Source organism: Rahnella laticis, assembly GCF_015644585.1.
GTDB lineage: Bacteria > Pseudomonadota > Gammaproteobacteria > Enterobacterales > Enterobacteriaceae > Rahnella > Rahnella laticis.
In genome coordinates, this window is sequence record NZ_JADOBI010000004.1 from 90,338 (window position 1) to 110,153 (window position 19,816).

A 19,816-nucleotide genomic window follows, 5' to 3' on the forward strand; every position below is an offset into this window, starting at 1 on the left:
GTAAAAATGCAAAAAGCGCCCTAAGGCGCTTTTTAAATGTCGGGAAACAACACTATTTCGTGTTCATTAATCCCATCGATTTTGCCCATTCCGTAATGTGTTCACGATAAAAAAAGGCAATATCAAATTCCAGTGAACATTCTTTGGATGGCGTGACCGTTCCTAAACACGGATATTCCTGCGGACGGCATTCAAATAAAAACTCATCCATCTCTTCGTCGGTCAGCAATGTATCGCCTTCTATCTTATCCTGATAAAAATAGGCATCTAACATCCAGAGACGGAACTCAAAATCGTTTTTAATCAGGCGCATAGCGGTAATCTCAGTAAATGACAAATAGCGCACCTGAGTAAAAAATCCATAACACGTCAATATGATATCAGGCACGCATTGCGTTCAGGCCTTCCATTGCTGATTTCATATAACAAGAAATTAACACAATAGCGACACTTAGCAAACAGCACTTTCTCTGAAAAGTTTATGGGATAAGCGTTTATTGCCATTCCTCACAATAATCGGCTTTAAATATAATTTTCGTGAATGATTTATATTTTAAATATTCAGCATGCGATTAATTTTGCAGGAAATTATCAGCGGCGAAGGTTTTAAAACCGATTAAAAACGAAAGGAACAGAACTGACATTGGGGATGCCTCGCATCGCCACTGCCAACCCTGTTCCCAAAATCTGTCGTTACTGTTATTTCGTGTTCTGACGCTTAGCTGTTCTGTAAATCGTGATTACCAGCGGCCAGGAGGCGGGCCTTCACGCCAGTGCCCCGGAGGGCCATCGCGCCAGTAGCCCGGAGGCGGACCTTCGTGCCAGTGCTCGTGATGCCAGTAGCGCGGCGGTGGCGGCGGAGCCGGTTCGTAATAAACCCAATGTCCGCGGCCTTCATCACGATAATGGTTATCCCACCAGCCTGGCGGACGCCAGTCACCACCGTCCCAGTAATACCCACGATTATCGCGGTCACCGACATGCAGTGACAGCCCCGGCATATTAAGCCCTACCTCGACGTCTGCCTGTGCGATAGCGGGCAAAGTGAGCAAAACGGCGAGAACAAAAATTAGTTTTTTCATTGTGAACCTCACGACCTGCTTATCAGGTGGTGACAAAGTACCGCCAGCTATCTTCCTGTTCTATAGGAATTTATCCCAAAAAAAATGTCCTGACGCTATCCTTACAGTTGCGTCAGAAGCGATGTCAGGAGACTGCGATGCAACACTATGTCGGGAAAGGAGATTCAGCCAGAAATGGCAGGATAAGAATAAATGACAGATACAAAAAAACCGCCGAAGCGGTTTTCTGTTTGCTGCTTAGTTGTGCAAAATCAGATTTTGCAGCCTTCGCAGTCGCTTTCGTCCTGAACGGCTTCAGGCACTTCTGCTGCTTTTTCAGCCGCTTTTACTTCAGCTGTTTCAAGTGCAGCATCAATGTCAAAATCAAAAATATCGTCGCTCATTCTCATCACCTTAATTATTCAAAATCGCGTTCAGTATAAACGACAGTCCCCGCCCGGTGCCGGTTTTTTTGTGCCCTGCACCGGCAATAATCACGGCTTTTCTGCCCTATCCTGCCCCGTGGATTTGCATTAACCCCGCGCAGAAACCATAGTTAACCTGAATATGATGGTGTCATGGAGACACCGTTGCGCAGAAAATACGAGGAGAACCGGATGACGACGTCAAACATCAAAGCCTGGGCCAACACACGTGAAACCTCTCATGAAATCGCTGAAGCCATTTTCGAACTGGCTAAAAATGATGAGAAACTGGCGCAGAAAATTTGGGAAGAAGGCAGCGATGAAGTCTTGCCCATTGCGTTCGCAAAAACCAAGGACGACTATTTGTTCTGGGGTGAAGAGAAAATCGACAGGAAAAATGTCTGAACAGTAGCCCGGCCATTCGCCACGAAACCCTGGGATCTTCCCGGGGTTTTTGCGTTAACCGGATACGCCGTTAGCTGTCAAAACCAAAGCCCATTTTGTGTGCCCACTCAAACACCTGTTCTTTATAGAAGAACCGGGGTTCGCACACGCCAGGCTCACCGGGCGTCTGAATCATCACTGCGACGCAGGGATAAGCTACCGGACGCGCGTCAAAGATAAAATCTTCCACTTCCTGATCGGCAAACTCAGAGGTTTCGCCTACCGCACTTGCCTGGAATATTTCGTCCATGATCCACTGACGGTATTCAAATTCGTTGCTGATAAATTTCATCATTCACCCCTGTTCGGCTTTTACTTAACATGCGGTCAGGACCGGATTTATTCAATGGTTCAGGGCATCGCCACCGCAGCAAGGGCACACTTCGGCACGGGAAACCGACATCGCGGCGCTGCCGTCGCTGTCCCATTCCACACGTAAAGGTTTGCCATTGTCGTTTTCGGCTTTGATAAAGCGATCAAAATGCATCGCCTGCCCGGTCATTGTTTCAGTCAGCAACAGCTCATCGCCAGCATAAATGCGCGCGGTCGCCTGTGCATCCTGTTTTTCACCAGAAATGATTTTGTGCAGATGATGAATAGTGAGTTTGATTCGTTCCACTGTCGCTCCTGTAACGGCAGGCATCATTTTTCGCATGTACGATTCATTCACGAAAATGATACCCAGCCGCTATTTTATCAGAGCATGCAGGGTAACGTCATGGGCAGAAGCCATGTTTAAGGGCGCGATCAGTGAGCTAACTGTGCTGTTCTGGTGGGATCTTGCTGCTGATTTTCCAGACGAGCCAGATCGTATACATCATAAAAGTCGATCGAGCCTTTGTTGCGTACGATCGATTCAATGCGATTTTTGATGCGCGAACTTACGCTGCCTGCGCTCAAAATTTGCTTAACCGCATCACCGGATAATTCACGGCTGAAATACCATTCGCCGTTATAACAAACGCGAAGATCTAGCACGCCGATGTCTTCGTAACGGTAAACCGGTTTGATTTCGAGCAGCAGCATCGCCGACATAAACACCAGAAATGCGGTGAAGCCGACAAACCAGCCGATGCCCATGTACGGTGAAACATACATCACCACGCCGACGGCGATATAGCCGACCAGCATCGCCAGGCATAACCACGGATGATTCACGAAGAACTCTCCATTGATGCGCGCCTTTCCGTCACGGCCTTCCTGACGATTGATCCGATCAATTTCACTGTTTAATACGTTTTTGATTACGTCCATCTCATAACCTCACTGCGTCACGACTATAATGCAATCTGATTACATAATTTTATCATGACAACTGTTATAGCGCGTAGAGCAGTTACCGTGAGTAAAACGGTGAACTGTTATAGATAAGCTTGGCATTGACGTTTTACCCACATGGAAACCACCCAATCTATGTCAGATAAAAGGAGATCATCGTGGCATTATCAATCGTAGAAAGACCGGCCAAAAAGCTGGTGAGCTACCGGGTTGTCGGCCCTTATCAGCAGTCAATCCACAGCGGCTTTCAGCAACTGACCAAATGGGTTGCGCGGCATCATCAGCCGCGTACCGAATGGCTGACCTGGTTTCATGATAACCCTGATACCACGCCGGCAGAGGCTTTGCGGGCCGATCCTTCGGTTTGCGTCGCCGATAATTTTATTCTGGATGAAGCAGAAGGTCTGTCGCTGCAAACGTTGCCAGGAGGCACTTATGCGGCCTATCACACCACTATTGCCGACGGTAATTTTGAGAAAGCCTGGCGCGATTTTTATGCCCAGCTGCTGACCAGTGCGCACTACCGGCCGGACGGAAAAGCTTGTTTCGAACACTATCTCAGTGATGGTTCGAAAAATGGTATCTGGGAAGTTGTACTTTATCAGTCTGTGGAGAAAATTCCCGCCATCCGCTAAAAGGCTCAGACCAGAAGCGGAATGTCAGACTGACTGCAAAAATCGAGATAAGCCCGCGGTGGCTCAGCGTCGCTGACCAGTACATTGAATCGGGCAAGAGGTGCGATTGCCGCCGGTCGCACCTGATCAAACTTCGTGCTGTCTGCCACCAGAATGCTTTGCGCAGAACGCTCCATCGCCTGATGTTTCATCAGCAACTCATCAAAATTGTAGCAAGTGACGCCGTGTTCAATACTGACACCGGCCGCCGAAATAAAAGCTTTGGACGGACGGATATAATCCAGCTCACTGCTGCGCCCTAACGGGGTAAAAATACTGTTGCTGGATTTGAACGCGCCGCCACACAAAATCACGTCACAATGAGGCTTTTCCTGCAATGCGAGAAAGGTATTAAGCGAATAGCAGATTGCCGTAAAAACGAGGGTTTCGGGAATGCTTTCAATGACGTAAGGCATTGTGGTGCCGCAATCAAAAAACACCGTGTCGTTCGTCTGAATCAGCCCCGCAGCGCGTGAGGCCAGGCGTTTTTTCTCCGCAACCTGACGCATTTTCTGTTCGCTGACAAAATAATGCGTCGCCGGGTTATTCTTGGGATCCATGACAATGTAGCCGCCCAGCAAAATAACCGGCGCAGGCGCCACGTTAAGGTCACGGCGTATCGTCATTTCGGAAACATTAAGCAGTAAAGACGCTTCTTTCAGATGAATTTTGTCGGTCTTTTTTAATGCCAGCAACAGACGCTGGATCCTGTCTTCACGCTTATTTTCCATGGTGTTATCTCACGCCTTTCCCGTTCGCAGCCGCTCACTATACCTTTGCCGCGCAACCACCGCAAACCCGCCCGCAGCCTGATATTATTGCAATTGACGTATCGTCAGATAACCACCAAAGACCGCGCCGGTATCGATATAAAACAGGTTGGCAAATTGCAGTGCAGGTTCAACCGGCGTATGCCCGAAATAGAAAGCATCAGCGCCGGATATCGGCCCGTAACGTCCGGCAAGTGCGTAGTTAATACGGTCACGGTTCCAGATAGTTTCATAACTGTCGAGCGGCTTTCCGAAAACATATTCGTCCGAAACGTAGTCCGCATGCGCAATGACGATGCGTTTCCCTTCGCGCGTGTTGAGTTCGAGAACGTGCGGCAATTTGTCTGCCTGCAAAATCAGCCCTTTTGCCTGCGCCTGAACCTCATCTTCCAGTGCATAAAACCAGTCGCCGCCGTTACGCAGCCATCTTGAAACATTCTCTTCATGTATCGCATCAATCGCCATCTGCTCGTGATTGCCGCGTACACAGCAAAAACAAGGCTCATTGATCAGGCGCAGACATCCGACGCTGTCGGGACCGCGATCGGCGAGATCGCCGACGGACAACAGCAAATCGCGTTGCGGATCGAACGCTATCTTCGCCAGTTCATGCCCGAGCATGCTGAGACATCCATGCAGATCCCCCACGACAAAAATGCGGTGGTAAAGCGAGCCATCGATACGCTGATACAAAGCAGACGTCATACGAAACAGAAATCCATAAAGGCAGTGAATTCTTTAAGTGTAACGTATGAAAAGAAGGAGGAAAGAATGCGTGCGGCTGAGAAGAAAATTTTCGCTGCCCGTCAGCGGTTTGAGCGCTCTCTACACGTAGTTGGCGCTGAAATCCACTGATAATTAAATTATCGTTAAGTAACTGCCGCCTTTTTGTGCTAGACTACTGCCCGCTCTAAGTAAAACCGGAGGTTTTATGAGTTCCACCGTTGTAAGCGCTCAAGACGAGTGTCCGTTGTGCCAAAGCACGAATAAGACGTCGGTGAATATGTCGGCGAAAATTGTCACCGTGACCTGCACTTCTTGCGGCCGTTACAGTATCTTCCGCAAAACTATGGAAGAAATTTCTATAGACCGGAAGAAACGCGTTGCCCTGCAGGCGTTTTTCACCAGCCAGCCCAACTACCATCTGCCTTTATCTATCAGGGCACTGAGCAACACTGATTCACCGGGTGAGTTCTGACCCTAAAAACGCCCCTCGGGGCTGTTTTAATTCCCTTCTTACACCTGCTCCCCTGCACGCCACATGAAAAAGCATCATTGCGTATTCTTGTGGCTTGCCGAATTTCAGACATAAAAAAACCACCCGAAGGTGGCTATAACGACATTACTACTTTATTGCTTTTGATTATTCAGCTAATTTTCCATGGTACCCGGGACGAGACTTGAACTCGTACAGCCATAAGCCGAGGGATTTTAAATCCCTTGTGTCTACCGATTCCACCACCCGGGCTCCGGGAAAATTGGAGGCGCGTTCCGGAGTCGAACCGGACTAGGCGGATTTGCAATCCGCTACATAACCGCTTTGTTAACGCGCCTTAAATCTTACTACTTGTCTTGCACTTAAACCAATTCACGAACCAGTTTAAGAAAATTTGGAGCGGGAAACGAGACTCGAACTCGCGACCCCGACCTTGGCAAGGTCGTGCTCTACCAACTGAGCTATTCCCGCTTTAATCAGAACGTACTGATTTTTTTAACTATCTTCTGGCGTATAACTGGCTGCCTTCCGATGCGTTGCATTCTACTGACCTGACGGATTGAGTCAATAAAATTATCAGGTTCATGCGATCGTTTGACGTTTTTTACGTCAGTTTGATCAGGGTTCCAGCAAATCGTGGCGCGCAGCGTTCAAATACTGGAACATTGACCAGAAAGTCAGCACCGCAGCAATGTAAAGCGCAACCACACCGACACCCACCACGATGTTATCCGGACGCCACAATAACGCGACCAGGGACAACATTTGCGCCGTTGTCTTCACTTTACCGATCCAGGACACCGCAACACTGCTCCGTTTACCAATTTCCGCCATCCACTCGCGCAGCGCCGAAATGATAATTTCACGTGCAATCATCGTCGCGGCCGGCAACGTAATCCACCATGAATGGAAGTATTCTGCGACCAGCACCAGCGCGATGGCGACCATCACTTTGTCTGCAACCGGATCCAGAAATGCACCAAAACGCGTTGTTTGCTTCAGGCGACGGGCAAGATATCCATCAAACCAGTCAGTCACCGCTGCAAAAACAAAAATCAGCGCGCAGGCCAGTGATGCCCATGGATAAGGCAGATAGAAAGCCAGCACAAAGAACGGTATCAGTACAACGCGGAACAGGGTAAGGCACGTAGGTATATTAAATTGCATAGCGAAGGTAACTGTTTGTCCGGTGTGGATATTATGAGTATGTTGCTACATTGCCTTTAGTGTTTCAACGCATTATGAATCTTTTCTGCCAATGCGTTAGAAATACCCGGCACCTGTGCAATTTCCTCTACGCTGGCATTCAGTAATGGCTGAATGCCTCCCATGTATTTCAGTAAAACCTGACGCCGTTTTGGCCCGACGCCTTCAATTTCTTCCAGTGCACTGGTCGTACGCACTTTAGCGCGACGCTGACGGTGGCCGGTGATCGCATGATTGTGTGAGTCATCGCGGATATGCTGAATCACATGCAACGCAGGAGAATCCGCCGGTAACGCAATCCCCTCACCTTCTGGCACGAAAAACAACGTTTCCAGCCCGGCTTTGCGGTCAGCACCTTTGGCGATACCAATCAGCAGCGGTTTAGATTTATCCCACTCAACATTCAGCGAGTCGAAAACATCGCGTGCCATGCCGAGCTGACCTTTCCCGCCGTCAATAAAGATGACATCAGGGATTTTCTTTTCATCAAGCGCTTTGCCATAACGGCGGTTCAGCACCTGAGCCATCGCCGCATAATCATCGCCCGGCGTAATACCCGTGATGTTATAGCGGCGGTATTCAGAGCGCACCGGGCCGTTGCCGTCAAAAACAACGCAGGAAGCGACCGTTTGCTCGCCCATAGTATGGCTGATGTCGAAGCATTCCATGCGGTTAATTTCGGCAAGATGGAGTGTTTTTGCCAATTCTGCCAGCCGCTGATGGATGGTGGATTGCTGCGCAAGCTTTGTTGTAAGCGCGGTGGACGCGTTGGTACGCGCCAGTTTCAAATAACGCGCGCGGTCACCGCGGGGTTTACTTTGAATCTGAACTTTACGTCCGGCCATTTCACTGAGGGATTCCGCCAGCAAATCTTTTTCTGGCAGGCTGAAATCCAGCAGAATTTCACCGGGAAGCGTACGCATCTGGCTCCCCTGCAAATAAAACTGCCCGACAAATGTCTGCACGACTTCGCCCAGGTCGGTGCCGCCCGGCACTTTCGGATAATAGCTGCGGCTGCCAAGCACTTTACCCTGACGGATAAACAGCACATGCAGACAGGCCATTCCCGACTCAAAGGCCACGCCGATGACGTCCAGATCTTCGCTGTTGCCCGATACAAACTGACGTTCTGTGACGCGACGGACGGCCTGAATCTGATCACGGATCCGCCCGGCATCTTCAAATCGCAAATCTTTGCTGGCTTCTTCCATACGGTTGACCAACTGCGTAACAACCTGCTGATCTTTACCGGACAGGAACAGGCGAACGTAATCTACCTGATCGTTGTATTCCTGATCGCTGACCAGCCCTTTAACACACGGGCCCAGGCAACGGCCAATCTGATATTGCAGACACGGACGTGAGCGGTTGCTGTAAACACTGTTTTCGCACTGGCGGATGGGGAAAAGTTTCTGCAACAGCGCCAGCGTTTCGCGAACAGCGTAAGAGTTGGGGAAAGGCCCGAAATATTCGCCTTTCGCATGCTTCGCGCCACGGTGAACGGTAATTCTCGGATGGTTGTCCGCGCTGAGGAAAATCAGCGGATACGACTTATCATCGCGCAACAAAACGTTGTAGCGCGGCTGATACAGTTTGATGTAGTTGTGTTCGAGCAGCAGCGCTTCGGTTTCCGTATGCGTTACGGTGACATCGATTTGCGCGATATTCTTGACCAGCGTTTCCGTTTTACGGCTGGAAACCTGGACGCGAAAATAGCTTGAAAGACGTTTTTTAAGGTCTTTGGCTTTACCTACATAGATTACGGTGCCACTGGCGTCATACATCCTGTAGACGCCCGGCTGGCTGGTGACCGTTTTCAGAAAGGCTTTAGGGTCGAAACGCTCATCACTCACTGCCTGATAAAGTCTCCGCGTTGAACAAGCCGTGCCGGATAGCCAAATGGGTTAACTCAACATCGCCGCTGATATTTAATTTACTAAACATCCTGTAACGATAACTGTTAACTGTCTTCGGGCTCAAGTTCAGCTGTTCTGAAATTTCATTCACCTTTTGCCCTTTAGTAATCATAAGCATGATCTGTAATTCACGCTCGGATAAGGAATCAAAAGGCGTTTCAGATTGGGGTTCAATCTGGCTGAGTGCCATTTGTTGTGCGATGTCAGACGCAATATAGCGCTGACCCGAATCAACCAGGCGGATAGCATTTACCACTTCCTGTGGCGCAGCCCCTTTACTCAGATAGCCCGAAGCCCCGGCCTGCATCACTTTGGCGGGTAACGGATTTTCGGTATAAATCGTCAGGATGATTATCTTGATGTCGGGCGAAAAACGAATGATTTTCTTCGTCGCTTCTAACCCGCCGATACCCGGCATGTTCATATCCATCAGGACAATATCAACATCGTTGGCGCGACACCATTTGACGGCATCTTCACCGCACTGCGCTTCACCAACGACTTTGATGCCTTTGATATCTTCAAGAATGCGTCGGATCCCTGCGCGCACCAGTTCATGGTCATCAACAAGAAGAACGCTAATCAAAGAGAATTCTCCAAAAAATAAGGGCGACACACCGTCAGGTTCTTCAAGCCCGTCTTAACGTAATCATGCACGCTGAACATTAATAGTGTTCTCAGACCGCTTATAAACGAAGAGGAGGTGGCAATTAGAGGCCAGCATTAACAAACTCGCCCCACTACCGCTCATCGGCAGTGTTTTAAATCAGGAAGACGAAAGCATTATTATAGCCCGCGTATTTTACTCTATCATGCCGTCCTGACCAAGGAATGTCTGAAAAAAACTACTTTGCTGAATGTAAATGAGAAGTGCCATCACCTGTATTAATAATTCATTAAAAAAACCTGTCTAATCAACGAAAAGGCTGCTCAGAGGTCCGATGTTTTCAGCAGTAAAAAAATAATAACACCGGAATTTTCAGGTCTAAAACAGGCATTTTCTTAGACTGCTTATTTATCCGTCAACGTCGTTCTTTCATATATCTATGATATATCCGATTATTATTTTGGATAGCACGAATTGCTGATGGCTTATATGAATAAGTCTGCACATCCGCATGAAAGGTTCTCAGCTTGCTATTACGTTTAGTATTCTTTACGGCGCCCATAATATTCCGTATGAATAATCCTATTTGGCTGTTTTAACCGCAACAGGTCCGCGCTGCACTAAACCGTGCCAACTATGCTAAAATGCTGCCACTTTTCACCCTTCATAGCGGGTGAGTTCATTTTTCGCCCTGTTCTTTTTACCGTTCAGAATTCGGCGTGCTGCCTGTCAGCCTGTCTGAGGAGATTTAAATAATGAGTAATTGCGATTTTACGACTGAAGCAAACGTTGAAACACTGGCGACCGAAGTTGCCTGCCTGAAAGCCACGCTGACCCTGATTTTGAAAGCCATTGGTCAGGCTGATGCAGGTAAAGTCATGCTGAATATGGAACGTTTTGTGGCGCAGATGGAAGACGAGCAACAGGCTGAAGTCTTCAAAAACTCCCTGCAACAAATCAAATTTGCTTACCGCCAGTAAGAACATTTCGGAGCCTGCCGCCTGGCGGGCTCCGCGCTTTCCCCGCACGACCTCCCGGCTTCCGCCCTATATTCTGCTATAATAGAGCCCTGTATTCACATCATCAGGACAACCGTTATGAGCGAAAATAATAAAGAAAACAAAAGCAAGGCAGACGAAGTCCATGTCAGCGACGGACTGGCAGAACTGATTGAAGCTGCCGAACAACTGACAGAAGAAGAGATTGAGAAAGCGGCTGAAGAAGCCAAAAAGGCCGTCGAAGACGCCAAGAATCAGAAACACCACTGATCAATGCACCGCAACTTCCTTGCACCTCATCAGGCCATCGCGCCGCTGGCCATTGATTATCAGCATGGTGACAGCGAAGCGGCACACAGCCACACCTGTTCGCAGCTGATCCATACATTATCTGGCGTTGTTGAAGTCAACACCGCGCTCGGCACCTGGATGGTTCCGCCGGGTCGCGGCGTCTGGCTGCCCGCAAACGTCGAACACAGCCTGCGTTTTATCGGTGGCGTAAAAGCCCGCACCTTATTTGTCGATCCCCTCGCCCGCGCCGATTTACCCGCGCAGTGTCAGGTGGTTCAGATTTCCCCCCTGCTCCGCGAACTGATTCTGACGTCTCTGACGATCCCGCACGATTATCTGCCGGGCGGCCGTGATGAACGGATAATGGAATTGCTGCTCGACGAACTTCGGTTGCTGCCAACGTTGCCGCTTCATTTGCCCGAGCCCAAAGAACCGGAGTTACTTGTGCTCAGCCAGCAAATACGCGCCGATTTGTGTGCGTCATGGGAGCTTGAGGAAGTGGCTCAGCGTCTGGATATCAGCAGCCGGACGCTCTCGCGCCGCTTTCAGCGCGAAACCGGGTTGCGGTTCAGTGACTGGGTCAGACAGGCAAAATTACTCGAAGCGATTAACCAGCTGGCCGCGGGTCTCTCGGTGATTGATGTCGCGCTGGCACTCGGCTATGACAGCCCGAGTGCATTCAGCGCGATGTTCCGCCGTTCCCTTGGCGTTTCGCCCAGCGAATATTTTAGTCAGACAGAATCCCGCCAGCCGCATTAAACAGCGCCTGCACGGAAGCGCTTGAGACATCGCTGTCGATACCCACGCCATAGCGGGTTTCACCATGACGTCCCTGGCAACTCAGGTACGCAACGGCGCGGCTGTGGCTCTGATGCCCTAACGTATGCTCGTGGTAATCGCCAATTTCCAGCTCCACGTCTAAACTGCGGCGCAAGGCATCGACCGCGCCGGACAACAGCCCGTTGCCGCTGCCAGTAATTTGCTGCTCTTCATTGCGGTAGCGTATACGCGCACTGAAATGACAGACATTTTGCTCATCACTGCGGATATCGTAGCTCAGCAGTTTCACCACCGGTTGCTCGGTCAGGCCGTAACGCGCACGGAACAGCCGCCAGATGTCACTGGTGCTCATTTCCTTACCGTGCGTATCGGTTTCGCGCTGCACGGCTTTACTGAAATCTATTTGCAGGCCACGCGGCAGTTTCAGCCCGTGATTCTGTTCCAGCAACCAGGCCGCCCCGCTTTTGCCCGACTGGCTGTTTACGCGGATCACCGCCTCGTAACTGCACCCGACATCAGCAGGATCGAGCGGCAGATAAGGCACCCGCCAGACGTCACTGTCTGAGGTTTTCTGCGCCGCGAAGCCCTTTTTGATGGCATCCTGATGTGAACCTGAGAATGCGGTGAACACCAGTTCACCGGCATAAGGATGGCGCGGATGCACCGGCAGCTGATTACATTCCTCAACCGCTTCGACAATCGCCTGCAAATTACTGAAATCCAGTTCAGGGTTTACGCCCTGCGTATAGAGATTCAGCGCCAGCGTCACGATATCCACGTTCCCGGTACGTTCGCCGTTTCCGAACAAACAACCTTCCACGCGGTCGGCGCCCGCCAGCATCGCCAGCTCGGCACACGCCACGCCGGTTCCGCGGTCATTATGCGGATGCACGCTGATGGAAACCTGCTGACGGCGGCTGAAATGCCGGCAAAACCATTCAATCTGATCGGCGTAAATATTCGGCGTACTGACTTCCACGGTGGCCGGTAAGTTGATAATCATCGGACGCTCAGCGCCGGGCTCCCAGACATTCGCTACCGCTTCACAGACTTCCAGTGAAAATTCCAGCTCGGTAAAACAGAACGTTTCCGGGGAATATTCGAACGTCCATTGCGTCTGAGAATATTGTTCGCACAGCTGGCGGATCTGCTGCGCGCCGCGCACGGCCAGCTCGCGGGTGGCGGCCTTATCCTGACTGAAGACCACTTCGCGGAAAACCGGCGCCGTGGCGTTATATAAATGCACGATGGCGCGCGGTACATCTTTCAGGGCTTCAAATGTGCGGGCAATCAGATCGGGGCGCGACGGCGTCAGCACCTGGATCACCACATCGTCAGGGATCAGATTGTCTTCAATCAGCCCGCGTACGAAATCAAAATCGGTTTGTGATGCAGAGGGAAACGCAACTTCAATTTGCTTAAACCCACAGCGCACCAGCAGGTCAAAAAACTGGCGTTTACGTGCATTATCCATCGGTTCCGCAAGAGCCTGATTTCCGTCACGCAGATCGCTTGAGCACCATTGCGGCGCTTTATCGAGCGTATTCCCCGGCCACTGGCGGTCCGGTAAGTTCACCGGGGGGAACGGGCGATATTTCTGTGACGGGTCGTTTAACATACGAATCTCCTTATGAATAAAGTGAGCGGCAATGCTCTGCGGATTCCATAGTACGCAAACGATATCTTTCTGCGCCTTGCTAACTGACAGCAACCCTCGCAAAACGGACAAAAAGAAAATGATAAATGAATCAGAGTCACGCTATAGTGCATAACTAAACGCGTCCAGATCGGCGATCAGAGGTCGTACAGAATGAAAAGGGTTCTGAATCCAAACGAAAATAAACGGCTTGCGGCGCTGCAAAAACTCAAGATTGCGGACAGCAATCCGGATGAAGTGCTTGATCTGATTACCCGTCTGACTCAGCAAATTTTCGATATTCCTATTTGCATCATTACTCTGGTTGACCAGCACCGTCAGTGGTTTAAATCCAAAACCAATACGGCAACACAGTACACCGCACGTGATATTGCGTTTTGTGATCACACCATCCGCTCTTCATCGGTGATGGTCGTCAACGATGCCACAAAGGATCCACGTTTCAGCGAGAATCCGCTGGTCACCGCCGATGAGGGAATGCGCTTCTACGCGGGTGCCCCGCTTATCACGCGCGATGGTTTTGCCGTCGGCAGCCTGTGTCTGGCCGACAAACAACCGAGAGATTTTTCCGTGCAGGAAGTGGAAATGCTCTCGGATCTCGCCGCTATCGTCATTGATATTATTGAATCGCGCAGCTCGATGAGCTTTGTCGATATCGTTACGCGCCTGCCTAACCGCCAGCGGCTGATGGAAGATATCGCGCAACTGATCAAAACGCCGGACAATACGTCCTATCTGCTGATCCTGATTGATACGCTCGACACGCTTTATGCCTACGACATCGGGCGCTCGATTGGCATTCCGAAAGTCGAAAACATTCTGAAAGACGTCGGGGCTTTCCTGCGCAGCGAACTGAATGAAAACGACAAAGTTTACAGCCTGATGCTCGGCCGTTTTGCGCTGATCAAGCGGCTCGATGAACAGCAGGAGATTTTTAATCAGCTGGAAATCGCCGCCGCTAAAATCCAGCGCAGCATTACCAGCGATATCCCGATTAATGTCCGCTTGCACGCGGGTTACACCGTCTTTTCGTCAACCTCTTCCTGCGCGGAAACCACCATGCGACAGGGTATGTCGTCCCTGCATGAAGCCATCAGCAATAATCAGTTGGTGATGCCGTATCAGCGGGAATCCGATGTTATCCAGCTGCGTGCCTTCAATTTGCTAAATGACCTGATGGCGACCGTCGCCTCCTGCGAAGATTTTCATCTGGTTTATCAGCCAAAAATTCGTCTGGCTGATAAAAAATTCCAGGGCGTGGAAGCGCTGATCCGCTGGCAGCACCCGACACTCGGGATCATCTCCCCTTCAGAGTTCATTCCTCTGGCAGAAAAAACCCCGCTGATTACGCCGCTGACTAACTGGGTGATTACTCAGGCCGTGATGCAGATTGCCGAATGGCAAAAACGCGGCGCGCAGATTCAGGTTTCCATTAATCTGACGGCCAATAATCTGGTGGAACAGGATTTGGTTCAGCGTATTCATACCGCGCTGATCCTGCATCAGGTTTCCCCGTCGATGCTGGAAATCGAGTGTCTGGAAACCCAGACGCTGGCGAATAATCCGCACGCCGTCGCATCGCTGGATGCCCTGAGACAAATGGGTATCAGCATTGCGCTGGACGATTTCGGTTCCGGCTACAGCAACCTGAACTACCTTCAAAAAATTCCGGCGGATACGTTAAAGCTGGATCAGTCCCTGATTCAGGGCATCAGCAATGACAGCAAAAGCAAAGTGATCGTCAAATCGATGATTGAAATGGCGCACGCGCTGAGTTACCAGGTCGTTGCCGAAGGCGTGGAAGACAACGACACGCTGATGTGCCTGGAAGAACTCCGTTGTGATTCCGTGCAGGGCTTCTATTTTTCCCGCCCGCTGCATCACGATCAGATACTGGAATGGTCGAAACCGTACACCTGATATTCCCCGCGTAATCATTGCGAAAATAGCCAAAAAAAACCCGCCGGAGCGGGTTTTTCATTTCGGTCATTCAGCGGTTTTCTGCCGGATATTGTAGGTTCCGAAGAAACTGCGGTCTGTTTCCAGACTGACAGGTTTCCCGTTCGCATCCACAGTAATCGAACCGGTCGTTTTGGTCAGTGCGCAGGCAAGACGCACGTCGATGGTTCGCATGCCGTTTGGCACATTTAAATCCACATACTGATTAAAGTGCAGCGATGCTACGGTCTGACCATCCAAAATCACGATCAGCGGACAGGTTTTTTCAAAAGGTATCACCGACCACTGCTCGATGCGGTGCAATCTGACATGCGTCTGCCCCGCCGGCGGTGTGGTGCTGGCATTGGCAAACGACGATTTGACCTGAAGTGTCGGCTCGTAAGGATTAGCTGCGCACCCGGCTAAAAGTAGAGCAGCCAAGGCCACCAGTGTTTTTTTCATCGTTATCTCCCTGAGTTTATGCACGAATAATAGCAGCGTGCGCGCATTTGTCCGACTCTTTTTAGGAGAGAGTGTTGCACCGCAAGCAGACAGGGCAAAACAAAATCACATCCATGATTGCAACGTTAAAGCATCGGGAAATTAATGCCATGCCAAAGAAAACCTTAATATTCCCTGTCACAAAAATGAAGATAATGAACCCGTAAAGTTAAACAGCCGCTACATAAAACTTATATCCCGCATTTCACCCTGTTCAACCACAGTAAAACTAATCCGAACTCACCGATTAAATTTAAGGCTACACACGACTTTTTATTTCCGGAATTAGAATGAAATAAGGGTATTGAAGAATCATAAAGATAATACAGAAGGGAATGAGGAAAAGGGGAATCACAACTCGTTGATAATTAGAATGTTGGTGGGTCGTGGCGGGTTCGAACCGCCGACCAATTGATTAAGAGTCAACTGCTCTACCGACTGAGCTAACGACCCAACGGGACGGATTATTCTCTTCTCAACGGATGATGTCAAACGCTTATCCATACTTTTTTTGCAGTTATTCTCAGTGATAATTGTGAAGCCCATCACAGTTAAAAACGGTATTATTCGCGTTGCAGTCACTGATATTTGATTAATTAACACTCAGTTATCCACGTTGTAAAAAATACGATACATTTTTTTCGGCGGCATTTTTCATGCCAGTTATAATAAATGCGCATATAACATTACTATTACACCGGTCATCCCCGCTGTCGTTCCAGATGGGCTGACAAAAGAGCCATTGAGAGCTCAATTTACTGACATAAATAAATGCGATATGGCGGAGTTCATACGCAAAAGCAAAAAACAGGAATCAATACAACATGCAAGAAGAGTCGAAAATCCTCACTCAGTCAGAGGAAGAGAACGCAGAAGGTTTGCGGCGAAACCTCTCTAACCGCCATATTCAGCTTATTGCCATCGGCGGTGCCATCGGTACCGGCCTGTTTATGGGCTCCGGAAAAACCATCAGTCTTGCCGGTCCTTCCATCATCTTCGTGTATATGATCATCGGCTTTATGCTGTTTTTCGTCATGCGTGCGATGGGCGAACTGCTCCTTTCCAATCTTGAATACAAATCCTTCAGCGATTTTGCCGCCGACCTTCTCGGTCCGTGGGCCGGCTATTTCACCGGCTGGACATACTGGTTCTGCTGGGTCGTTACCGGCATCGCCGACGTCGTCGCCATCACCGCCTACGCGCAATTCTGGTTCCCCGGTCTTTCACAATGGATCGCCTCGCTGCTCTGCGTTCTGGTTCTCCTCAGCCTGAACCTGGCCACCGTCAAAATGTTTGGTGAGATGGAATTCTGGTTCGCGATGATCAAAATCGTCGCCATTGTCGGGCTGATTATTGCCGGGCTGGTAATGGTTCTGACGCATTTTCAGACGCCAACCGGCACCGTCGCTGCTTTCAGTAACCTGTGGAATGATGGCGGATTCTTCCCGAAAGGCGTCAGCGGATTCTTCGCCGGTTTCCAGATTGCGGTGTTTGCTTTTGTCGGGATTGAACTGGTGGGCACAACGGCTGCCGAGACGAAAGATCCGCAGAAATCGCTGCCACGCGCCATCAATGCAATCCCGCTGCGCATCATCATGTTCTACGTTTTCTCGCTGATCATGATTATGTCAGTCACACCGTGGAGCCACGTTGTTGCGGATAAAAGTCCGTTTGTTGAGCTGTTTGTTCTGGCCGGTCTGCCGGCTGCGGCGAGCATCATCAACTTTGTCGTGCTGACCTCTGCTGCTTCTTCCGCCAACAGCGGCGTATTCTCCACCAGCCGCATGCTGTTTGGTCTGGCTCAGGAAGGCAATGCGCCGAAAGCGTTCGGCAAACTCTCTTCCCGCGCCGTGCCGTCTAACGGGCTGACCTTCTCCTGCATCTGCCTGCTTGGCGGTGTGGTGCTGATTTACCTGATCCCGAACGTGGTGACGGTCTTCACGCTGGTCACCACCGTTTCTGCGATTCTGTTTATGTTCGTCTGGACCATCATCCTCTGCTCGTATCTGGTCTACCGTCGTAAATGTCCGCAACTTCACGAAGCGTCCATCTACAAAATGCCGCTCGGCAAAATCATGTGCTGGGTATGCATGGCGTTCTTCGCCTTCGTGCTTGTGCTGCTGACTTTGCAGGATGACACCCGCCAGGCACTGATGGTTACGCCGCTCTGGTTCGTGATCCTCGGCATTGGCTACTGGCTGCGAAGCAGAAGCCGCCGCGCTTAACTGAACCGGTAATAGCAGAAAGGAGCCTCTACGGCTCCTTTCTCTTAGGTGACTTACTCCACATCCAGCGCCTGTCTGAACTGCCGCCACATTTTAAGCGCTGACGGTCTGACCGAGGCCACTTTGACCGGTAATTCAGGCGGTTCTCCGGCTTTCATCTCACCAAGATCAAACACAAAGGTGTAATCCGGTTCCTGGCCCATGCGTAAATCGCTCACCAGGATGTGCCCGCCCTGCTCTTTCACACTGAAAAATCCGTGGCTGAACCACGCGACGCGGGCAAGAAACGCATTGTCTTTATGCGCTTCGTAGAGTGCTTCTCCGCGCGGATAAAAGCGGAAACGGATCGGGGAATCCGGGTGCAGCAGCGATGTAAAACCTTCACCATAGCTGTCTTTATTCATCACCACCACGCGCCACACCAGTGAGTTGAGTGGCGTCGGCGTCACCAGAACCTGCGTGCTTTCGATGTTCTGCCGCTGCAATTCTTCGCTGACGTGCACCGTCACCTGATGCTGCTCGATAACCGTGCAGACCAGATACAAACAGCTCACGCCCAGCAGCACGTTATTCCACATAATCCCGCGCTGTTGCTCACGGTACAGCGCCAGCCCGACGCCGATGATCAGCGGCAACGTATACAGCGGATCGACGATGAAAATGCTGCCGACCGCAAACGGATAATGCGTAAAAGGGATGCCCAGCTGCGTGCCATAAACCGTCATTAAATCGAGCAGCGGATGCGTGATCAGCGCCAGCCAGACCGTGCCGCACCAGCGTCTGAAGTGCTGCCCGGCGCTGAAAATTTTCGCCATCATCCAGGCGAGCAGCGGCGAAACCAGCGTGAGATACAACAGCGCATGCGTGTCCGTGCGGTGCTGCGTCATATTGCTGATGGCGTCGCCGTGATCGTAGAAAACATCCAGATCCGGCAACGTTCCGCAGACCGCGCCCGCCAGCGCGGATTTCCACACCGGCGTCCGCTTGCCCATCACCGCGATACCCACGGCGGCGCCCAAGACTAATTGTGAAACCGAATCCATCCTGACCTCTTCAAGCCCGAAGCTGTATGCCTTCGGTAATAATGCGCTGCACGTTGCTCACGGTCAGTTCGAAAAATTCAGGATCGTTGAGCGTTTTGCCGGTGATGGCTTCCACCTGCACACCGAAATCGGCGTAATGCTGCGTGGTTGCCCACAGCATAAAAATCAGCTGCATCGGGTCAACCGGCGCAATTAATTCATCTTTGATCCAGCCGCGGATCACATCCGATTTGTCTTCCACCAGCGTTTTCAGGCTGCCGCCAAGTTCCTGTTTCAGCAGCGGCGCGCCCTGCACCATCTCCAGACAAAACAGCCGGGACGCCTGCGGATGATCGCGGGAAACACAGAGTTTCAGGCGGATATATTCGCGTATCGCTTCCAGCGGATGCTGATCCCGTTGCAGCGCTTTCAGCGGTGCCAGCCAGATATCCAGCAGGCCTTTCAGCACGGCGATATACAGATCTTCCTTCGACGGGAAGTAATACAGCAGATTGGTTTTTGAGACATCGGCACGCTCAGCGACCTGATCCAGGCTGGTGCCGTGAATGCCGTACAGCGAGAAAAACTCCAGCGCGGCAGCCATGATATTGCCACGTTTGGCGGCGACCGCCCGCGAGCGGCGCGTCGGTGCTTTCACCCCGGTTTTGCGGAATTTGCTTTCCCCGGCGGCGGGCTGAGGAGGTTCGACCAATGGCTTCACAAGAATTTCCTGAGACAAACAGCGAGGGGGAAATCATAACAAATAGGGATAAACGCGACTATCGCTATAAGCCCGGCCAATTAGAC

23 protein-coding genes and 4 tRNA genes are annotated in these 19,816 nt (G+C 50.7%); 8 read left to right on the top strand and 19 right to left on the bottom strand.

Annotated features, from left to right (window positions below; all coding sequences use genetic code 11):
* Nucleotides 1-52 precede the first annotated feature (52 nt).
* The 3 genes from IV433_RS09795 to IV433_RS26280 all read right to left on the bottom strand — a co-directional run bounded on the left by IV433_RS09795 (nt 53) and on the right by IV433_RS26280 (nt 1,465).
* Nucleotides 53-337 carry a hypothetical protein gene (locus tag IV433_RS09795; protein ID WP_229893315.1) on the bottom strand — a complete coding sequence of 95 codons (285 nt, stop codon included), beginning with the start codon at nt 335-337 and terminating at the stop codon, nt 53-55.
* 403 nt (nt 338-740) lie between these two features.
* Nucleotides 741-1,082 (bottom strand): DUF2502 domain-containing protein, encoded by a 342-nt coding sequence (locus IV433_RS09800; protein WP_152325571.1) that lies wholly within the window; start codon nt 1,080-1,082, stop codon nt 741-743.
* Nucleotides 1,083-1,333: 251 nt separating this feature from the next.
* The gene (locus tag IV433_RS26280) at nt 1,334-1,465 is read right to left on the bottom strand and encodes a hypothetical protein (RefSeq protein ID WP_013576285.1); all 132 of its coding nucleotides are present in this window, start codon (nt 1,463-1,465) and stop codon (nt 1,334-1,336) included.
* Between the two features lie 213 nt (nt 1,466-1,678).
* Here IV433_RS26280 and IV433_RS09805 point away from each other — a divergent pair, with 213 nt between their 5' ends.
* Nucleotides 1,679-1,891: a YccJ family protein gene (locus IV433_RS09805; RefSeq protein ID WP_152325570.1), complete on the top strand. Its 213-nt coding sequence runs from the start codon at nt 1,679-1,681 to the stop codon at nt 1,889-1,891.
* 70 nt (nt 1,892-1,961) lie between these two features.
* Here the strand turns inward: IV433_RS09805 and IV433_RS09810 are convergent, their stop codons facing one another.
* From IV433_RS09810 to IV433_RS09820, 3 genes are all read right to left on the bottom strand, one after another.
* Nucleotides 1,962-2,225, bottom strand: coding sequence for a hypothetical protein (locus IV433_RS09810; protein WP_226790063.1), 264 nt, complete (start codon nt 2,223-2,225; stop codon nt 1,962-1,964).
* A 48-nt stretch (nt 2,226-2,273) separates the two neighbouring features.
* Nucleotides 2,274-2,549: a hypothetical protein gene (locus IV433_RS09815; protein WP_195814056.1), complete on the bottom strand. Its 276-nt coding sequence runs from the start codon at nt 2,547-2,549 to the stop codon at nt 2,274-2,276.
* A gap of 128 nt (nt 2,550-2,677) precedes the next feature.
* Nucleotides 2,678-3,184, bottom strand: coding sequence for a YlaC family protein (locus IV433_RS09820; protein WP_195814057.1), 507 nt, complete (start codon nt 3,182-3,184; stop codon nt 2,678-2,680).
* 182 nt (nt 3,185-3,366) lie between these two features.
* Between IV433_RS09820 and IV433_RS09825 the strand changes: the two genes are divergently transcribed.
* Nucleotides 3,367-3,843 (top strand): GyrI-like domain-containing protein, encoded by a 477-nt coding sequence (locus tag IV433_RS09825; RefSeq protein WP_195814058.1) that lies wholly within the window; start codon nt 3,367-3,369, stop codon nt 3,841-3,843.
* A 5-nt stretch (nt 3,844-3,848) separates the two neighbouring features.
* Here IV433_RS09825 and deoR read toward each other — a convergent pair whose 3' ends face one another.
* Both deoR and IV433_RS09835 read right to left on the bottom strand, forming a co-directional pair.
* Nucleotides 3,849-4,613 carry a DNA-binding transcriptional repressor DeoR gene (gene deoR, locus IV433_RS09830; protein WP_195814059.1) on the bottom strand — a complete coding sequence of 255 codons (765 nt, stop codon included), beginning with the start codon at nt 4,611-4,613 and terminating at the stop codon, nt 3,849-3,851.
* 84 nt (nt 4,614-4,697) lie between these two features.
* Nucleotides 4,698-5,357 carry a metallophosphoesterase gene (locus tag IV433_RS09835; protein WP_195814060.1) on the bottom strand — a complete coding sequence of 220 codons (660 nt, stop codon included), beginning with the start codon at nt 5,355-5,357 and terminating at the stop codon, nt 4,698-4,700.
* A gap of 226 nt (nt 5,358-5,583) precedes the next feature.
* Here IV433_RS09835 and IV433_RS09840 point away from each other — a divergent pair, with 226 nt between their 5' ends.
* The gene (locus tag IV433_RS09840; RefSeq protein WP_152325564.1) at nt 5,584-5,850 is read left to right on the top strand and encodes a hypothetical protein; all 267 of its coding nucleotides are present in this window, start codon (nt 5,584-5,586) and stop codon (nt 5,848-5,850) included.
* A 184-nt stretch (nt 5,851-6,034) separates the two neighbouring features.
* Here the strand turns inward: IV433_RS09840 and IV433_RS09845 are convergent.
* The 6 genes from IV433_RS09845 to uvrY form a co-directional block, all read right to left on the bottom strand.
* A tRNA-Leu gene (locus tag IV433_RS09845) sits at nt 6,035-6,120 on the bottom strand.
* 11 nt (nt 6,121-6,131) lie between these two features.
* Nucleotides 6,132-6,205: transfer RNA gene (locus tag IV433_RS09850), tRNA-Cys, on the bottom strand.
* Nucleotides 6,206-6,263: 58 nt separating this feature from the next.
* Nucleotides 6,264-6,339 (bottom strand) — tRNA-Gly (locus tag IV433_RS09855).
* 147 nt (nt 6,340-6,486) lie between these two features.
* Nucleotides 6,487-7,035, bottom strand: a complete 549-nt coding sequence (gene pgsA, locus IV433_RS09860) for a CDP-diacylglycerol--glycerol-3-phosphate 3-phosphatidyltransferase (protein WP_152325563.1) — start codon at nt 7,033-7,035, stop codon at nt 6,487-6,489.
* A gap of 56 nt (nt 7,036-7,091) precedes the next feature.
* A complete protein-coding gene (uvrC, locus tag IV433_RS09865; protein WP_195814061.1) occupies nt 7,092-8,927 on the bottom strand; it encodes an excinuclease ABC subunit UvrC in 1,836 nt (611 codons plus the stop codon).
* Complete coding sequence (gene uvrY, locus IV433_RS09870; RefSeq protein WP_152326324.1) at nt 8,920-9,576, bottom strand: UvrY/SirA/GacA family response regulator transcription factor; 657 nt, start codon at nt 9,574-9,576, stop codon at nt 8,920-8,922. Before uvrY ends, uvrC begins: the two co-directional genes overlap by 8 nt.
* A 776-nt stretch (nt 9,577-10,352) precedes the next feature.
* On the opposite strand from uvrY, the gene IV433_RS09875 reads away from it, so the two are divergent.
* The 3 genes from IV433_RS09875 (at nt 10,353) to IV433_RS09885 (ending at nt 11,645) form a co-directional block, all read left to right on the top strand.
* The gene (locus IV433_RS09875; RefSeq protein WP_015697982.1) at nt 10,353-10,577 is read left to right on the top strand and encodes a DUF2594 family protein; all 225 of its coding nucleotides are present in this window, start codon (nt 10,353-10,355) and stop codon (nt 10,575-10,577) included.
* Between the two features lie 117 nt (nt 10,578-10,694).
* Nucleotides 10,695-10,865 carry a hypothetical protein gene (locus IV433_RS09880; RefSeq protein ID WP_195814062.1) on the top strand — a complete coding sequence of 57 codons (171 nt, stop codon included), beginning with the start codon at nt 10,695-10,697 and terminating at the stop codon, nt 10,863-10,865.
* 3 nt (nt 10,866-10,868) lie between these two features.
* A complete protein-coding gene (locus tag IV433_RS09885; RefSeq protein WP_195814063.1) occupies nt 10,869-11,645 on the top strand; it encodes an AraC family transcriptional regulator in 777 nt (258 codons plus the stop codon).
* Here the strand turns inward: IV433_RS09885 and leuA are convergent.
* Nucleotides 11,614-13,284: a 2-isopropylmalate synthase gene (leuA, locus tag IV433_RS09890; RefSeq protein WP_195814064.1), complete on the bottom strand. Its 1,671-nt coding sequence runs from the start codon at nt 13,282-13,284 to the stop codon at nt 11,614-11,616. The genes IV433_RS09885 and leuA overlap by 32 nt on opposite strands.
* Nucleotides 13,285-13,476: 192 nt before the next feature.
* On the opposite strand from leuA, the gene IV433_RS09895 reads away from it, so the two are divergent.
* The gene (locus IV433_RS09895) at nt 13,477-15,243 is read left to right on the top strand and encodes a sensor domain-containing phosphodiesterase (RefSeq protein ID WP_195814065.1); all 1,767 of its coding nucleotides are present in this window, start codon (nt 13,477-13,479) and stop codon (nt 15,241-15,243) included.
* A gap of 66 nt (nt 15,244-15,309) precedes the next feature.
* Here the strand turns inward: IV433_RS09895 and IV433_RS09900 are convergent, their stop codons facing one another.
* Both IV433_RS09900 and IV433_RS09905 read right to left on the bottom strand, forming a co-directional pair.
* The gene (locus IV433_RS09900; RefSeq protein WP_195814066.1) at nt 15,310-15,723 is read right to left on the bottom strand and encodes a hypothetical protein; all 414 of its coding nucleotides are present in this window, start codon (nt 15,721-15,723) and stop codon (nt 15,310-15,312) included.
* A gap of 416 nt (nt 15,724-16,139) precedes the next feature.
* A tRNA-Lys gene (locus IV433_RS09905) sits at nt 16,140-16,215 on the bottom strand.
* A gap of 371 nt (nt 16,216-16,586) precedes the next feature.
* Between IV433_RS09905 and cycA the strand changes: the two genes are divergently transcribed.
* The gene (gene cycA, locus IV433_RS09910; RefSeq protein ID WP_195814067.1) at nt 16,587-17,987 is read left to right on the top strand and encodes a D-serine/D-alanine/glycine transporter; all 1,401 of its coding nucleotides are present in this window, start codon (nt 16,587-16,589) and stop codon (nt 17,985-17,987) included.
* A 53-nt stretch (nt 17,988-18,040) separates the two neighbouring features.
* On the opposite strand, the gene IV433_RS09915 is transcribed toward cycA, so the two are convergent.
* Complete coding sequence (locus IV433_RS09915) at nt 18,041-19,030, bottom strand: metal-dependent hydrolase (RefSeq protein ID WP_195814068.1); 990 nt, start codon at nt 19,028-19,030, stop codon at nt 18,041-18,043.
* 10 nt (nt 19,031-19,040) lie between these two features.
* Complete coding sequence (gene rutR, locus IV433_RS09920) at nt 19,041-19,721, bottom strand: HTH-type transcriptional regulator RutR (protein WP_195814328.1); 681 nt, start codon at nt 19,719-19,721, stop codon at nt 19,041-19,043.
* Nucleotides 19,722-19,816 lie beyond the last annotated feature (95 nt).

Coding starts and splice junctions, on each gene's coding strand:
- IV433_RS09800 (WP_152325571.1), bottom strand. CDS start 1,082: ATGAAAAAACTAATTTTTGTTCTCGCCGTTTTGCTCACTTTGCCCGCT.
- IV433_RS26280 (WP_013576285.1), bottom strand. CDS start 1,465: ATGAGCGACGATATTTTTGATTTTGACATTGATGCTGCACTTGAAACA.
- IV433_RS09805 (WP_152325570.1), top strand. CDS start 1,679: ATGACGACGTCAAACATCAAAGCCTGGGCCAACACACGTGAAACCTCT.
- IV433_RS09810 (WP_226790063.1), bottom strand. CDS start 2,225: ATGATGAAATTTATCAGCAACGAATTTGAATACCGTCAGTGGATCATG.
- IV433_RS09820 (WP_195814057.1), bottom strand. CDS start 3,184: ATGGACGTAATCAAAAACGTATTAAACAGTGAAATTGATCGGATCAAT.
- deoR (WP_195814059.1), bottom strand. CDS start 4,613: ATGGAAAATAAGCGTGAAGACAGGATCCAGCGTCTGTTGCTGGCATTA.
- IV433_RS09835 (WP_195814060.1), bottom strand. CDS start 5,357: ATGACGTCTGCTTTGTATCAGCGTATCGATGGCTCGCTTTACCACCGC.
- IV433_RS09840 (WP_152325564.1), top strand. CDS start 5,584: ATGAGTTCCACCGTTGTAAGCGCTCAAGACGAGTGTCCGTTGTGCCAA.
- pgsA (WP_152325563.1), bottom strand. CDS start 7,035: ATGCAATTTAATATACCTACGTGCCTTACCCTGTTCCGCGTTGTACTG.
- IV433_RS09875 (WP_015697982.1), top strand. CDS start 10,353: ATGAGTAATTGCGATTTTACGACTGAAGCAAACGTTGAAACACTGGCG.
- IV433_RS09880 (WP_195814062.1), top strand. CDS start 10,695: ATGAGCGAAAATAATAAAGAAAACAAAAGCAAGGCAGACGAAGTCCAT.
- IV433_RS09885 (WP_195814063.1), top strand. CDS start 10,869: ATGCACCGCAACTTCCTTGCACCTCATCAGGCCATCGCGCCGCTGGCC.
- leuA (WP_195814064.1), bottom strand. CDS start 13,284: ATGTTAAACGACCCGTCACAGAAATATCGCCCGTTCCCCCCGGTGAAC.
- IV433_RS09895 (WP_195814065.1), top strand. CDS start 13,477: ATGAAAAGGGTTCTGAATCCAAACGAAAATAAACGGCTTGCGGCGCTG.
- IV433_RS09900 (WP_195814066.1), bottom strand. CDS start 15,723: ATGAAAAAAACACTGGTGGCCTTGGCTGCTCTACTTTTAGCCGGGTGC.
- cycA (WP_195814067.1), top strand. CDS start 16,587: ATGCAAGAAGAGTCGAAAATCCTCACTCAGTCAGAGGAAGAGAACGCA.
- IV433_RS09915 (WP_195814068.1), bottom strand. CDS start 19,030: ATGGATTCGGTTTCACAATTAGTCTTGGGCGCCGCCGTGGGTATCGCG.